Raw genomic sequence first — 15,536 nt, 5'->3', positions numbered from 1 at the left:
CAGTATATACCTTCTCGTAGATTAAATAAACATAAGTTGAGTTATTAGCTCTATAGCTTTAGTTTGGCCCATTTTATTTTTTGCAAACAGCAACCATTAAATAATATTTTTTATTTGGTTTAGGAAATTCTATGGTGTTGTCTAATTGATGATACATGGTAATGCTGTTAAAAGGATTCAGTATATCCATAAATTCATCTTCGGTATACTGGAAAACGTGATATGGATTGGAACAAGGTTGATCCTTACCCTTCCCAAACGGGGTGGAAATAATGAGGGTACCATCTGACTTGAGAAGATTATATAGGTTTTGTATAAATTTTGCATCACCATCAAAGTGCTCTATGGTTTCAAAGCTGATGATCGTATCAAACTTTCCATAAAGCGTTAGAAGGTTTTTATTCAAAGCATCATCTGCGAAATAGGATGTTTTATAAGTTTTATAGTGCTTATTCGCATAATCTATACTTTCTTGGCAATGATCAATACCTACATATTCGGTGATAGCAGGATTCTTCTTAAACAGTATTTCACTGCCATAACCCACGCCACAAGCTATATCTAGAACTCTGCCTCTGCAGAATTTACGTGCAAATCTATAACGGAATAAATGCTCAAGAAGCAGACCGCTTTTAGGATTCATAACCTTGGGAATGATTCTTTCTCCAGTATATTGCATCTTTCAATCCTTTCTATTTGTCCTATAACCATTTATAATTAAATATATTATAATATGATTATAACAAATAAATATAAATGATACAATGTAACATATAAATGACCTTGTTTCACTATAATAATTTATATATAATAGCTATAGAGTATAATATAAATAGGATAGCTGCAGATTAATGAATAAATATGTTTAGCTATGTTAGAAAGAAATATTATATATGATATAACTATTTTTGAACTTATAATAATTATTTATGCATAATCTAAATGGGAGAGAGGAAGATGAAAATTGAAACATGATCATCACCAAGAAGATGAGATTATGACGGTAAGTGAAGTTGCTGAGTATCTTAAAATCAGCGAGGTAACAACTTATAAGTTCGTTCAAGAGGGGAAAATACCAGGATTTAAAATCGGTCGTCATTGGCGAGTAAAGAGAAGTGATCTGAAAGAGTTTATTGAGAGGCAAAAGCGAGGGGACCGTTTGTAAATATATAGATTCCTACGAAGAAAAGATTATACTTGAAAAAAGTATATGGAAGTTAAAAAGTGCTGTGGATAGGATTTTCATAGAATCAAGAATTATAAAGAAGAAAAATACCCATATAAAAAGTCCTCCAGCGCGCTGGGGGATTTTTTATATGGGTATTGGGTTTAAGATAATTCAAATAGTAATACTGAAGAGGTATAGAATAAGTTAAAGAACTTTAGATTAGGGTATAATGAAAGAAAAATCCTAAAATATAATGAGGTATAAAAATGTTGAAGAAGAGAATGCCAATGAAATTCCCTAAAATCGGAATGAGGAGTATAAAGACCTTTATTGCCGTGTTCTTATCTATGGTTATAAGTAGTTTGCTAGGGTTTACTTCTCCTGTGTATACCACGTTAACGGCGTTTTTTTGTATGCAGAGCTCCATCATTGAATCATCTGAAATGGCGTCCAAAAGGGGTATAGGCACCATCATCGGGGGAGTGTTTTCATTAATCTATTTGCTGCTAGTGCCTGAGAATGTATATATAATTCCTTTTGGGATATTGGGAATCATTTATTTATGTATTTTAATAGACAAGAGAGATAATATTCCCATGGCAGGTGCAGTGTTTTTGATTATTAGTTTTGGGGTAAGTGAGGGAAAAAGTTTCGATACGATTGCTTATGTTATTGATAGGGTGTTAGCAACGTTTGTAGGCATTGTTATAGCGATCTTTGTAAACTACTATATAAAGCCGCCAAATCCATTTGAGAAGCTAAAAGAATTAGATCGTTGGCTGATCGTGTTTATAGATAAAAATATTGGTGAAGCAGAGCAGTTTGAAAAGATAAAAGGTTTGGAGGAATATCGATTAAAGAATCACGAGTTCAGGGATATTATTGAGTTCTATCATAAAGAAATCAACAGCAAGCGTCATGCTGTGGATATTAAGTACTATATGAGACATTTGACCTTGTTCAGAACAGCATACAGTCACATTTTTATTCTAAACTCCAAGAAAGAAGATATGGGTCTGGATATACAGAAATATCACATGGAGAACTTAAGCGCTATCAAAGAAGAATTAATCAAAGAGAGCATGGTAGATTGAAAGAGCAAGAGCTGCGCTAGAGAAAATGGAAGGAATTTGTTTTGAAAAAAAGAATAGGATACAAGGGAGGGATCAGGATGATAGAAAATCTAAATAGAGAGATTTTGGAAGCAAAGAAAAAGATGTTAGAAAAGGAAAGAACGCAGCGGCTGCTGGTTAAGGCAAAACAACAGCTGAAGAATGAACATGTGAAAAAAGAAGAACTATATGAAAAGTTTATGAGAGAAAGAAAAGATGTAGAAGTCCTTGAGGGAATCACATTAGCGAGTCTGTTTGCGACGATTCTTGGCACAAAGGAAGAAAAACTAGACAAAGAACGGCAGGAATTATTAAGTGCAAAACTCAAATATGATGAAGCAACCAAAGGGGTGACCCAATTAGAGAAAGAGATATATGCGTTGGAACAACAGGTGGAAGCGTTCAGAAATCCTGAGCTAGAATATGAAAGATTAATTGAGCACAAAACGGATTATTTAAAAGGGAACAAAGACTATGATATGCGTACTTTTATGTGGGAAGCGGAAAAATCCCAAGCAGAACATACCATAAAGGAATTGCAAGAGGCAGGGCTAGCAGGAACAGAATTACTAGACAGCCTGCAAAAAGCAAAGAATGAGCTTGAGTCAGCCAGTGGGTGGGGAACTTGGGATATGCTTGGGGGCGGATTGATTGCAACCATGGCAAAACATTCAAAGATTGATGAGGCAAAGGCCACTATGGGGAATGCTCAGATTTTAGCAAAACGTTTTGAAAGGGAACTTTCTGATGTTGGCGAGAATATGGCTTTTGACATTGAAATTGGTGCTTTTGCTACCTTTGCAGACTATTTTTTTGATGGATTGATTGCTGATTGGATTGTACAGGATCGTATCCATGAATCCCGAAGCCGTGTAGAACAACTGGCTAGCAAGGTAACGCTTTTGCTGTCGAAAATTTCCCGGGGAATAGAGGATATGCAGAAGAAAATAGAAGGTATCGATGAAGAAATGAAGAAGTTTATCGAAGGCATGGCGTAGGGCAATGCGATGTTGTAGGGGCGATTCACGAATCGCCCGTAGATCCTTGATACCAACCCGCCTGTCATCCTGAATATCGTGAAGAATCTGAAAGTGGATCTTTAAGATGCTTCGCTACGCTCTGCATGACAGCAATTATAACATTATCCTAATGACTAGTCGGTTTTAGGCATATTCAATCTGGAATCGGTATCGAGAAATTTAATTGAGGGGGAGGTATCAGGTATGAAAATTGTTATTGCACCAGACTCCTATAAGGGGGCTTTATCTTCTAGGGAGATTGCCAATGCTATAGAGGCAGGTGGAAAAAAAGCATCAGGCTGCATCGATATAATAAAGGTGCCCATGGCTGATGGTGGAGAAGGTACGGTAGAGGCTATGGTAGAGGCGACTGGAGGCAGTCTGGTATATGTTGATGTCACAGGGCCATTAGGTGATAAGATACATTCCTATTATGGCATCCTTGGTGATGGAGAAACAGCGGTTATAGAAATGGCTGCAGCTTCTGGCCTTCCCCTAGTGCCGATGGAGAAAAGGAATCCTCTTTACACAACTACCTATGGTACTGGAGAATTAATAAGGCACGCCATTGAAAATGGGTGTAAAAAATTGATCATAGGCATCGGAGGAAGTGCCACCAATGATGGGGGCATGGGAATGGCCCAAGCCTTAGGCATAAGATTTTTAGACAAATATGGAAATGTATTAGGCTTTGGTGGAAAAGTCCTCGAGGAGATACAGGAAATAGATATGTCAAATCGTATTCCTTTTATAAAAAATACAGAAATACTTGTTGCTTGTGATGTAACAAACCCTTTATGCGGTCCAAGGGGGGCTTCTTATGTTTTTGGTCCACAGAAAGGAGCAACACCCCAGATCGTTGAGCAGCTTGACAAGGGGCTCGAAAACTTTTCATCTGTAATCTTTGAACAGCTGAATGTAGCAATAAAGGACCTGCCGGGTGCAGGCGCTGCAGGAGGACTAGGCGGAGGTTTAGTAGCTTTCCTTGGAGCAGCTTTAGAGAGCGGCATCCAAATCATGATAAGAGCTAGTAGGCTAGAAGAGAAAATAAAAGAAGCTGACCTTGTGATTACTGGTGAGGGCAAAACAGATGAACAAACACTATTTGGGAAGGTGCCCTTTGGTGTGGCTCAGATAGCTAAAAAGTACGATGTACCTGTTATATGTCTTTCTGGGGCATTGAGTGATGGCTCGGAAAAACTCTATGATCATGGTGTAACTGCTCTATTCAGCGTGGTGAATAGAGATATGAGTCTTGCAGAGGCCATGAATAATACATATGAGCTTGTTAAAAGTGCATCAGAGAATATTTTGCGGTTATATGTAAAATCTAGCAATAGTTTTTAGTCTATTTCTGTATATGTTCGGCAGGAAAAACACGAGATAAGTCGAATAAAATTAGAATTAAAATAAATTAATTGAATTTAATAAAATCAAATCTCTGACACTATAATCATTAGCAAAAGAGGGATACGGATGAAAATTAGCATAAGAAAAAAAATAACTATTATGGTACTTATTCTAACTTTGGCTTCCGTGTCCACCCTAGGAGCTATTGTATATAAGAATGCAAAAGAGATTCTTATCAGTGACATAAAATCAAAAAGCTTTAATACGTTAACCAACATTAATGACTATTTTTTAAAAAATTTCATGGACAGCATGGAGTATGTAGTAAACTATTGGGCTGAAAATGAGGATATCGTTAACTATGAAAAAGGATACAATCAGCCGAAAATGGTTACTTCTATACCACAATCTTTTGAGGCTATAGACAAGCAATGGCAAGGGTTTATATCTGCCAATCCTGATACAGCATGGATATATTTTGGTTCAGAGGAAGATGGTTCGATTTTCATTACGCCACTGGACCCTACCATGCCGGCGGAATATGACTGTAGAGAAAGGGATTGGTATCAACGTACGGTTGAAAACAACGGCAGAGTTATCTGGACGGAGCCCTATCTAGATGCCGGAGATTCTGGTGAAGTGATTGTTACGGTAGCGAAGGCGGTTAAAAAAGGGGAAAAACTTGTAGGTGTTATCGGAATGGATATCAAGCTTAGCAAGTTCTCCCAAATTATTAAAAGTTTAGTATTCGGAGAAAAAGGATACTTGATGCTAATAGGCGATAAAGGAGATATTTACGCCCATCCGGATAAAAGCATGTTAATGCGTAATATAGGGGAGGATCCATGGTTTGGAAAACCACTTTTAAATAGCAATGGGACCGATCTATACAATGTGAATGATGGAAAACAATATGTTGTTTCCTATCTCACTGTGCCTAAGACAGGTTGGAAGCTAGTGGGGATCATGGAAGTTGATATTGGTGAAATGATTATATCCATTAAGAATAAAGTTCTTGTTATAGGACTTGTAAGCGCTATTATTACACTTGTTTTAGGATATGCATTATCTTTAATTGTAACAAGACCAGTAGAAAAAATTATGGGTGTTATCCACACAATATCCAAGGGAAATATGGGTGTCCGAGTGGAAATTGATTCCAAAGATGAGTTTAAAATACTAGGGGATAAATTTAATGAAATGCTGGGCCAAATAGAAGACTTATTAGATGAAAGAAATATTCATGTACAAGAGTTGGTCAAGAAGAATCAAGAGATCAAATTACAGAATGAGGAAATACGAACTTATTCTGAAAAATCAGAGGCAATGAATCAAGAATTAGCAGAGCTTCTCCACGAGATTCGAAAGAATTATTTATCGACTGTAAAGGCATTGGCTAATTCTATAGAGGCCAACGATGAATATACCCGTGGTCATTGTGAGCGCGTGAGAAATATTTCAATGGAAATTGCAAAGGCTATGGGGCTCGATCCCAATGAAACAAACAATCTTGAGTTTGCCAGCGTGCTCCATGATATAGGAAAGATTGGAATACCCACAGAGATTCTCAATAAGGAAAGTGGATTGACTTTTGAAGAATATGAGAATGTAAAGAGTCATCCTAGAATTGGATTCGATATTTTGGCTGGCGTAGATTTTCTAAATGCCAGCAGGGAAATCATTTATCAACATCATGAAAGAGTAGATGGTAGAGGATATCCCAGAGGGTTAAAGGGAGCGGAAATCAATCTATCTGCGAAAATTCTAGCTGTGGCTGATGCCTATGATGCGATGACCAGTGCAAGGCCCTATCGAAAAGTGCCCCTAACCATTGGTGAGGCAGTGATTCAACTGCAAGAGGCAAAGGGCGTTCAGTTTGACAACCAAGTGGTAGATGTACTCGTAGAAATTTTGGATCAAGAAAGTGTTGTTATTGATTTCGTCAATGTAGAAAATACTGCATGATATTGCAGTTAGGAGAATGTGTGCATATTATCAAAAAAAGGTAAGGAGTACTCCTTACCTTTTTTGAAAACAAAAAACTGGAGAGACTAATAGCCTAATTCTTCTCCAACAACCAGTACGTGAATATCTGAGACTGGCGGGCGTTTGTGCAAAACTGTAGTAACATTGCAAAGACGAGTAGGTCCTTGACAGTCCATACAGTGACCTGTATTTACACAGGGATTGGGTCGATTTAATCTCTTATTGTTGAGGGGGGCAGCAGTTATTCGAATACGCTCCTCTGCTTCCTCGATACTTTCTACAATCTTATTGGTACCAGCGATGACAATAACTTTTTTAGGGCCAAAGATCATGGCAGCTACCCTGTTTCCTGTTCCATCTGTATTTACAAGTCGACCATCGGCTATAATTGCATTGGTGCTTGTTAGGAATACATCACAGGTTAGTTGTTTGCGACGGGTTTCCAAAACTTCTTCAGGGGTTAGACCAGGTTTATGGTGGCAGAAGATGGTATTACCTCTCTCCTCCAACAATTCAACCAGCTTGAGTTGCTGTACAGTCCAAGAACCTGCGATCCCAACTGTGGCATCGGAGGGAATCATGGAAATAATCTGCTCAACTGCCTCCTGGGCTGTATCGTAAAAGGCAGCATGGAAACGATTCTTCTCTAATGCTGCAACCGCTTTTTGCCCTAGTTCCTTGTTGTTTGCACTTATTTGTTCACTCATTAATATTCCTCCTATGTATATCGATTTTATTTGCATATATAAAATGTATCATGACAAAAAGCATTTGTAAAATATAAGATATTCTCTATCTTTGCTAAATCTGCAGAAGGAAGGTTTTTACATCAAACCATCGATTTGTTACAGTCCATGTCTGGAATTCTACCAATAACAAAGAAATGCTTGACAGGGAAAAGCATAAAGAATAAAATGAATAAAAATCATTTAGGAAGTCTAAATATAATCTTCCAAATACATATATTAGGAGGGACTGGGATGGATTTTAAAGAGGCAATGGAAAGTGCCAAGAAAATTGAAGGTTTTAAATGCAGGGTCTGTGGGCAATGTAACGGTAAGGTTTGCAAAGGAGAGATTCCCGGTGTGGGAGGCAAGGGCTCTGGAGCAGGTTTTATGAGAAGCTTTGACAAACTAAACGATATCAAATTAAATATGGACACAATTTATGCGGCTGAGATGGTGGATACTTCTATTGAGTTGTTTGGAAAGAAGTTTCAATATCCTATTTTCGCAGCACCCATTGGTGGTCTTGTAGCTTGCTATGGTGAAAAACTTACCGATTATGAGTATTCTAAGGCTATTGTTGATGGATGTAAGGAAGCTGGAACCATTGGGTTTACAGGGGATGGTGTCAAGGACGAATTTTTCCTAAATCCAGTAAAAGCCATTGAAGAAAATGGTGGGTGGGGTATACCAACCATCAAACCATGGAGAAAGGATGAGGTGGTTGAACGGCTCCGTGCCGCAGAAAAGGCTGGTGTAGCAGCAGTAGCTATGGATATTGATGCAGCTGGGCTGGCAATCTTGGCCATGGCTGGAAAACCAGTCAGTCCCAAGTCTGTAGAAGAATTAAAAGAGATCATTGACGCTACGGAGTTACCTTTTATTATCAAAGGGGTTATGACTGCAAGAGGCGCATTAAAAGCTTTAGAGGCAGGTGCATACGGCATCGTAATCTCAAACCATGGAGGCAGGGTATTGGATCATACACCAGGTACTGTGGAAGTTCTTCCTGAGATCGTAAAGGCTGTAAAAGGAAAAATGAAAATATTTATCGATGGTGGTATTCGCACAGGATTGGATGTACTAAAAGTTTTAGCCCTCGGTGCAGATGCTGTGTTGGTTGGACGGCCATACGCTGTGGCTGCCTATGGCGGCGGTGCTGAAGGGGTAGCGGCGTATACTAAAAAGCTTGGCGCAGAGCTGGTAGAGGGTATGGTCATGACAGGCTGCAATTCTCTAAAGGATATCAATGAAGAGATTATTTTCAAAGGTTAAATAAGAAATGATGTGGAAGCAAGAGGGAATCTTTTTGATAGATTCTCTTTTTTTGTTTGACAAAATAAGTAAATTTTTTTAAAAAAATCAGCATTCCTTTGTAAATGAACACTTTTAAGAAAGAATTGCTTGCTGTTATTTATTTCAATTTCTATTTCCCAGATTGAGTGAAATAATAAAGATATAAGCTGAAAGTTAATCTTTTGCTGGGAAAGGAAAATCCATATGAAAAAAATAGCTTTGTTTTTGATGATCTCCATCATTGTTTTCTTTCCTAATGAGAGCTATGGACATCAAGAAGATCTTAATAAATTAATCTTTATTGTGGTCAATGAGCAGCTGATTGCCTTTGAAGATGCATATCCAGAAGTAAAGGATGGTACAACCTATATTCCTATAAGATTTTTTGCTGAAGCAATGGGAGCAGACGTAAAGTGGGACAATGAATCCAATAGTGTTTATATTACAAAGGATGAAGGGGAGATTATATTGGATATCCCTTTAAAGACCTTAATTACTGATGGAGGAATTATCATGACAGATTGTGTTTATGTAAAACATAATCGTATCATGGCTCCCTTCAAGGTTATAGCAAAATGTTTTGGTTATGATGTGTCATATATCCCAGCAGGTCCCATTGCTAGGGCAAAAAATAATAATGCACGAATGGTTGATGAGGAAGTATATTTTCATTTTCAAGACACGATGACCAAAGAAAAGGAAAAAATGATCTTGACCATACGGAATCGAGAAAAAGAAGAATTCAGATTAAGGTATAAGATTGCCTATATTACTTTTGACGATGGTCCTTCTATCTATACGGAAAGATTGCTTAAAATTTTGGAACAATATCATGCCAAAGCTACCTTTTTTATGCTGGCAGATCGGATTACGAACTACTCAGAAATTGTAAAAAAGGTGGCGGAAGAAGGGAATGCCATCGGACTCCATGGTGTAACCCATGATGTCAAAAAGATTTATAGATCTCCGTCAATTTTGGTATCGGAAATGAATGCGTGCAACGATGCGCTGCAAATGGTAACAGGGATGAAGACCACGCTGATTCGAGTACCTTATGGCAGCAAACCCCATATGACAGAGAAATTTAGGGAGGCAGTTCTTCGTGAAGGATATAAAATGTGGGATTGGAATGTAGATAGCAAAGACAGTGAAGCAGATTATGTTTCCCCTGCAGTGATTCTTGAAAATGTCAAGGAACAAGTTGCACGGCGTAATGTTCCTATTATATTGCTTCATGAAAGACAATCCACGGTAGAGGCACTTCCAAAGATTCTAGAGCATTTAAACCAAGAGGGATACATCTTGATTCCCATTGATGGAGAACAAAAACCCTATAGTTTTTGGAAAGACATGTACGAAAGATGATCACAATAATGTAAAATCAGAGGGTCTGATATCTACCTCTGATTTTTATTTTTGTTACCCCTTAGATATGTGAATGATCTGTCCTGCTCACCTTCTTTTTAATATTAACCTATGCTGTGGGAATGAGAGATGTTCTTGGACGAAAAATTAAATGCAAAGGCATACACAAACATTTTTTCCAGACATATAGTGAATTGAAACTATATAGTGAGGTGAGTATATTGATCATTCATGTTGTGAAACCTGGTGAAAGCATTTACAATATTGCGCAGCGGTATGGCGTTTCGCCAGAGAAGATAATTGCCGACAATGAATTGAGCGAACCAAATCGGTTGGTTGTGGGGCAAACCATAGTGGTATTAGAGGGACAAAGGCGCCATACTGTGTTACCAGGCCAATCCCTGTATGGCATTGCCAGACAATATGGTGTTGCTGTAAATGACTTGATTGCAGCAAATCCCCAAGTAGGAGCAAATGGTGTGATTTACCCAGGTCAGGTACTAACGATACCATCAAGAACAGCGAAAAGGGGTACAATTGAAGTCAATGGATATGCATTACCCAATATTAATATGGAGGTACTGAGAAAGACGCTCCCGAATCTGACGTATCTTAGTATATTTAGCTATGAGGTAAATCCAGATGGAACTCTGAGACCCATTAATGATGAACCTCTTATCCAGGCTGCTCGGGCAGCAAATGTGGCACCATTGATGGTAATTACAAACCTTGAAGCTGGAGGAGGCTTCAGCAGTGAGGTTGCAAAAGCCATTTTGACCAATGATGATGTCCAGGAAAGGCTTATTGCCAATATACTTGAAAATTTGAGAACAAAGAATTATTATGGTCTAGATATCGATTTTGAATATATCTACCCTGAAAACCGCGAAGACTATAACAATTTCCTAAGAAAGGTTACAAGTCGTTTAAGAGATCAGGGTTATACTGTGACGACTGCTTTGGCACCAAAGATTTCTGCTGAACAGGAAGGTGTTTTATATGAAGCCCACGATTATCCTGTCCATGGCGCACTAGTAGATCATGTGATCTTAATGACCTATGAATGGGGATACACCTATAGCCCTCCAATGGCTGTAGCACCTGTTGATGAAATCAGAAGAGTGTTAAACTACGCAGTATCAGCTATTCCAAGGGAAAAAATTTTTATGGGGATACCAAATTACGGCTATGACTGGACTCTGCCTTATGCCAGAGGCTCTCGGGCTACGACTGTATCCAATACAGGGGCAGTGGATCTAGCACGGACACGAAGAGCTGCCATCGAATATGATGGGGAGTCCCAATCTCCATTCTTTAATTACTATGATACCAATGGAAAACAACATGAGGTATGGTTTGAGGATGCTCGAAGTATACAGGCAAAATTAAATTTGGTTGAAGAGTACAATTTGGGTGGAATCAGCTACTGGACCATTGGAAGATATTTCCCTCAAAATTGGCTGGTAGTAAACGCTCTATATGATGTTCGAAAGGTTCTTTCCTAGAGAAATAATAGGTATAGACTGAATTTAATTTAAATAATTTGCAAAATAGGACATATGTCCTTTTCTTTTTTTATGCTATTATTTAAACTAAAGTTAAAGAGGATAAACATTGTGAAAGAGGTACTGGGATGAGACTCACAACAGAAGGGAATCTGTTATATACATATATCGAAAAATATAACTTGAAGGATATCTTCGATCAAGAAGTGATCCAATACATGGCTTTGTATACCCTAGACAAAGGAGAATGCATCTGTCAGAGCGGGGATATGTTTCAGTCCATGTTCTTTTTGGTTAAGGGAAAGTTGAAGATTTATACGGTACAAGAAAATGGAAAGGCTTTATTATTGAGATTCAACAAACCTTTAAGTATTGTAGGAGATATGGAATATCTCACAGGCTATCAGGCACGATGTAATGTAGAAGCCGTGAATAAGTGCATGCTGATAGAGATAAAATATGAGCACCTCAATAAATTTTCTTATAATGATCCTAAATTTCTTCGGTTTTTAATTAAGCAAATATGCCACAAGCTGTATACTATTTCTAATGCTACTGCTTTGAACCTTTTGTATCCAGTAGAAAATAAGTTTGCAAGCTATCTTTTGTCTACCATGGTTAATGAGCAGGAGGATGTACATAGAGAGGAATTAAAATCGTCGAAGCTCACTGAGGTGGCTACGCTATTAGGAACAAGTTATCGCCATCTGAATCGTGTAATTAGACAATTAGAGAAAGAAGGAATTATAAGTAGAAATAAAGGATCAATTATCATTCATGATATCAATAAGATCGAGGAGCTTTCTTGCGGAAGTTTATATGAATAGGAGTGGAGAGGCTATTATGCTGGGAATTATCTATTCCATCTTCGGAGGAATCTTGGTTAGTTTGCAAAGTATTTTTAATACAAGGGTAAGTGAGAGAATCGGATTGTGGGAAACGACTACAGTGGTTCATGGTGTTGGGCTACTTTTTTCTCTGTTGATGCTCCTAATTTTGAGGGAGGGTAACATGGGAAAAATCACTGAAGTGAAAAAACTATATTTGATTGGCGGTGCCTTCGGTGTAATCATCATTTATTGTGTTATGAAAGGCATAGGACTGACAGGCCCTACACTAGCAATTGGTACTATGTTGATAGCACAGCTTATTACCACAGTCTGTATCGATACATTTGGATGGTTTGGGGCAGAAAAAATTGCCTTTCATTTTACGAAACCAATGGGAATTTTGGTTATGATTGCAGGTGTCGTGATTTTTAAGATCAAGGGCTGATCTAGCACGGATCTACCAATGCATATCTTCCTTCTTAGATGCACAATGAGCGTCCCCTAGCGCATATATTTTGCATCTATAAGTTAAATAAGCAAAAATATAAAGACAGGATTTTCCTGTCTTTATATTTTTGCTTATTTTCAAATTATGACAGGAGTCTACAATATAATAAAATTTAAAGGAAAATTTTTGTTTAAATCTTCTGAATTTTGCAAGATTGAAAATGCAATATTGGTATCGTTTTCCGGAAAACGAATAATATTTCATTTATCAGAAAATTTAAAAAACGGTATTGACAGGGGTATAGGGAGTAACTATAATTAGTTTTATAAATAATTTCAGAGGTTTAGAGAATCGTGCCTAAGGGAGTTAAAATATTAGGTACAGCTAAATCTATGAAATGAATGGATGAATATTATGAAAGTTTAATATTTATTCCATTCAGATTACAGGAGAAAGTGAAATTGCAATCTGAAATCATACGCGTTTTATGCATAAGGAAAGATTTCATGGAATTCCTGAACAACTAAAAAATCAAAAAGAGGGGGACTCAGTATGAAAAGAAAATCATTTATTCTTATCGCAATGTTATTGATTGCAAGTTTGTTAGTAACAGCTTGCGGAAGCAAGCCTGCAGAAGCACCGGCTGCAGCACCAGCTGGCGGAGACGAAGGACCGATTAAAATCGGCGGTATTTATCCTTTGACAGGTGCTATCGCAACCTTCGGACAGTCTTCTAAGAAGGCTATAGATATGGCGTTTGAAGAGGTTAACGCCAATGGTGGCCTTCTTGGCAGAAAAGTAGAGCTTGTCATGGAAGACAACAAAAGTGCCCAAGCTGACTCAGCCACAGCTGCACAAAAACTCATCCAACAAGACAAGGTAGTCGCTATTCTAGGTGCGGTAGCAAGCTCCAACTCCTTAGCGGCGGCTCCAATTGCTCAGGAAGCAAAGGTTCCTATGGTATCCTCTTCCTCCACGAACCCAGCGGTTACTGAGGTAGGAGATTATATCTTTAGAGCAGCCTTCATTGACCCATTCCAAGGTCAGGTTATGGCGAACTTTGCAACAAATGATTTAAAGGCTGTAAAAGCAGCAATTATGACCGATGCAAACAGTGATTATTCCATTGGTTTAGCCAATGTTTTCAAAGATGTATTTACGAAGAATGGTGGTTCTATTGTTTCTGAGGTATCCTTCGTTAGTGGAGATACTGACTTCAATGCCATCTTGACAACTGTAAAGAATGCACAGCCAGATGTCGTGTTTGTACCATCATACTATGATACAGTAGGACTAATTCTTAACCAAGCGAAAAATAACGTAGGCTTCCCAGAAAATGTTACGTTCCTTGGTGCAGATGGTTGGGATTCTCCAACATTGTTCGAGCTTGCTGGTGATGCTGCAAATGGACACTATTTCAGTAACCACTACTCACCAGACGTAGATTCTCCAGAAGCGAAGAAATTTATTGAAGCATTTAAGGCAAAATACAATGAGACACCAGACGCCCTGGCTGCCCTTGCTTACGATACAGCATATATGGTTTTCGAAGCTATTGAAGCAGCCGGAAGTGCTGATTCTACAGCTATTAGAGATTCACTTGTTAAGATCGACTTAAAGGGTGTTACAGGGGCCATCAAATTAAATGAAAAAAGAGACCCAGTAAAGAGTGCCGTTGTAATTAAAATTGAAGATCAACAACAAAAATACTTCACAACTGTAAATCCATAAAAGAATCAATAATAAGGTGAATGAAGAGGGGGATTGACCTACCCCTCTTTCATTTATAACTATGAAATTTGTTTAAATTTGTATCATACGCTAAAGAAATAGTCGATGAAAGGAAGTGGGGATGTGGCAGAATTTCTACAACAGTTAATCAATGGTATTTCTCTGGGTAGTGTATATGCCCTTATAGCCCTTGGGTATACAATGGTTTATGGAATCATAAGACTGATTAATTTTGCCCATGGTGAAGTTTATATGTTAGGGGCTATTTTTGGGTATTATGCAATTACGACTTTAAAATTACCCTTCTTTGCTGCTTTAGCTTTGGCAATGGTTCTTTGTGCTGGGCTTGGTGTAATTATGGAGAGAATTGCATATAAGCCGCTGAGAAATGCGCCAAGGGTTGCGGCGCTTATGACTGCTGTGGGATTATCTTTATTTTTTCAGAATTTCACTATATATTCTATAGGGGCATCTCCAAAAGCATTTCCTAAGATGCAGCAGATAAACTGGAGCTTTATGGGAGCCACAGTGAGCAATGGGCAGGTACTCATTTTATTTACTGCCATCGCGCTGATGATTATTTTGCATTTTATTGTACAGAAAACAAAAATGGGAAAAGCCATGAGAGCTGTTTCTTTCGATCAGGACGCAGCAAAATTAATGGGAATCAATGTAGACAATACGATTTCCTTCACCTTTGCCATAGGTTCTGCCTTGGCAGCTGCAGGCGGTGTTTTGGTAGGTCAGTATTACGGTGTTGTCCAGCCTTTGATGGGAACCCTCCCGGGATTAAAAGCCTTCGTAGCCGCAGTTTTAGGTGGAATTGGAATTATTCCTGGGGCCATGATCGGAGGACTGATTCTTGGGGTTGCTGAGTCTACCATCAGTGCCATTGGTTATTCTACATTTAGAGATGCAGTGGCCTTTGCCATCCTTATCGGTATACTTATTTTGAAACCGGCTGGCATCCTAGGTAAAAATGTTAGAGAGAAGGTGTAGGT

Annotated in this window: 14 protein-coding genes; 12 read left to right on the top strand and 2 right to left on the bottom strand. The window is 38.3% G+C overall.

The annotated features are described in order from the left end of the window. Window positions 1-73 precede the first annotated feature (73 nt). A complete protein-coding gene (locus K0R93_RS13780; RefSeq protein ID WP_300302384.1) occupies window positions 74-679 on the bottom strand; it encodes a class I SAM-dependent methyltransferase in 606 nt (201 codons plus the stop codon). Between the two features lie 285 nt (window positions 680-964). Between K0R93_RS13780 and K0R93_RS13775 the strand changes: the two genes are divergently transcribed. The 5 genes from K0R93_RS13775 (at window position 965) to K0R93_RS13755 (ending at window position 6,614) form a co-directional block, all read left to right on the top strand. Next, complete coding sequence (locus tag K0R93_RS13775) at window positions 965-1,165, top strand: helix-turn-helix domain-containing protein (protein WP_300302382.1); 201 nt, start codon at window positions 965-967, stop codon at window positions 1,163-1,165. Window positions 1,166-1,434: 269 nt separating this feature from the next. After that, complete coding sequence (locus K0R93_RS13770; protein WP_300302380.1) at window positions 1,435-2,262, top strand: FUSC family protein; 828 nt, start codon at window positions 1,435-1,437, stop codon at window positions 2,260-2,262. A 77-nt stretch (window positions 2,263-2,339) separates the two neighbouring features. Further along, complete coding sequence (locus K0R93_RS13765; protein ID WP_300302378.1) at window positions 2,340-3,278, top strand: hypothetical protein; 939 nt, start codon at window positions 2,340-2,342, stop codon at window positions 3,276-3,278. Window positions 3,279-3,503: 225 nt separating this feature from the next. Beyond that, entirely contained in the window at window positions 3,504-4,646 is a 1,143-nt protein-coding gene (locus K0R93_RS13760) for a glycerate kinase (protein WP_300302376.1), read from the top strand. Window positions 4,647-4,775: 129 nt separating this feature from the next. Next, window positions 4,776-6,614 (top strand): HD domain-containing phosphohydrolase, encoded by a 1,839-nt coding sequence (locus K0R93_RS13755; RefSeq protein WP_300302374.1) that lies wholly within the window; start codon window positions 4,776-4,778, stop codon window positions 6,612-6,614. A gap of 86 nt (window positions 6,615-6,700) precedes the next feature. On the opposite strand, the gene K0R93_RS13750 is transcribed toward K0R93_RS13755, so the two are convergent. Next, entirely contained in the window at window positions 6,701-7,342 is a 642-nt protein-coding gene (locus K0R93_RS13750; RefSeq protein ID WP_300302372.1) for a lactate utilization protein, read from the bottom strand. A gap of 273 nt (window positions 7,343-7,615) precedes the next feature. On the opposite strand from K0R93_RS13750, the gene K0R93_RS13745 reads away from it, so the two are divergent. The 7 genes from K0R93_RS13745 (at window position 7,616) to K0R93_RS13715 (ending at window position 15,534) form a co-directional block, all read left to right on the top strand. Then, window positions 7,616-8,635 (top strand): alpha-hydroxy-acid oxidizing protein, encoded by a 1,020-nt coding sequence (locus K0R93_RS13745; RefSeq protein WP_300302370.1) that lies wholly within the window; start codon window positions 7,616-7,618, stop codon window positions 8,633-8,635. A gap of 225 nt (window positions 8,636-8,860) precedes the next feature. Further along, the gene (locus K0R93_RS13740) at window positions 8,861-10,021 is read left to right on the top strand and encodes a polysaccharide deacetylase family protein (RefSeq protein ID WP_300302368.1); all 1,161 of its coding nucleotides are present in this window, start codon (window positions 8,861-8,863) and stop codon (window positions 10,019-10,021) included. Window positions 10,022-10,242: 221 nt separating this feature from the next. Next, a complete protein-coding gene (locus tag K0R93_RS13735; RefSeq protein ID WP_300302366.1) occupies window positions 10,243-11,526 on the top strand; it encodes a glycoside hydrolase family 18 protein in 1,284 nt (427 codons plus the stop codon). Between the two features lie 128 nt (window positions 11,527-11,654). Further along, entirely contained in the window at window positions 11,655-12,353 is a 699-nt protein-coding gene (locus K0R93_RS13730) for a Crp/Fnr family transcriptional regulator (RefSeq protein ID WP_300302364.1), read from the top strand. Window positions 12,354-12,369: 16 nt separating this feature from the next. Then, window positions 12,370-12,801 (top strand): DMT family transporter, encoded by a 432-nt coding sequence (locus tag K0R93_RS13725; protein WP_300302362.1) that lies wholly within the window; start codon window positions 12,370-12,372, stop codon window positions 12,799-12,801. A 555-nt stretch (window positions 12,802-13,356) separates the two neighbouring features. Then, a complete protein-coding gene (locus tag K0R93_RS13720) occupies window positions 13,357-14,535 on the top strand; it encodes an ABC transporter substrate-binding protein (RefSeq protein ID WP_300302360.1) in 1,179 nt (392 codons plus the stop codon). 123 nt (window positions 14,536-14,658) lie between these two features. Then, window positions 14,659-15,534: a branched-chain amino acid ABC transporter permease gene (locus tag K0R93_RS13715; protein WP_300302358.1), complete on the top strand. Its 876-nt coding sequence runs from the start codon at window positions 14,659-14,661 to the stop codon at window positions 15,532-15,534. Window positions 15,535-15,536: the final 2 nt, after the last annotated feature.

This window comes from Anaerosolibacter sp. (assembly GCF_029240175.1).
Lineage (GTDB): Bacteria > Bacillota > Clostridia > Peptostreptococcales > Thermotaleaceae > Anaerosolibacter.
Note: the sequence above shows the minus strand (reverse complement) of the source record. Positions and strands in the feature narration are given on the sequence as shown.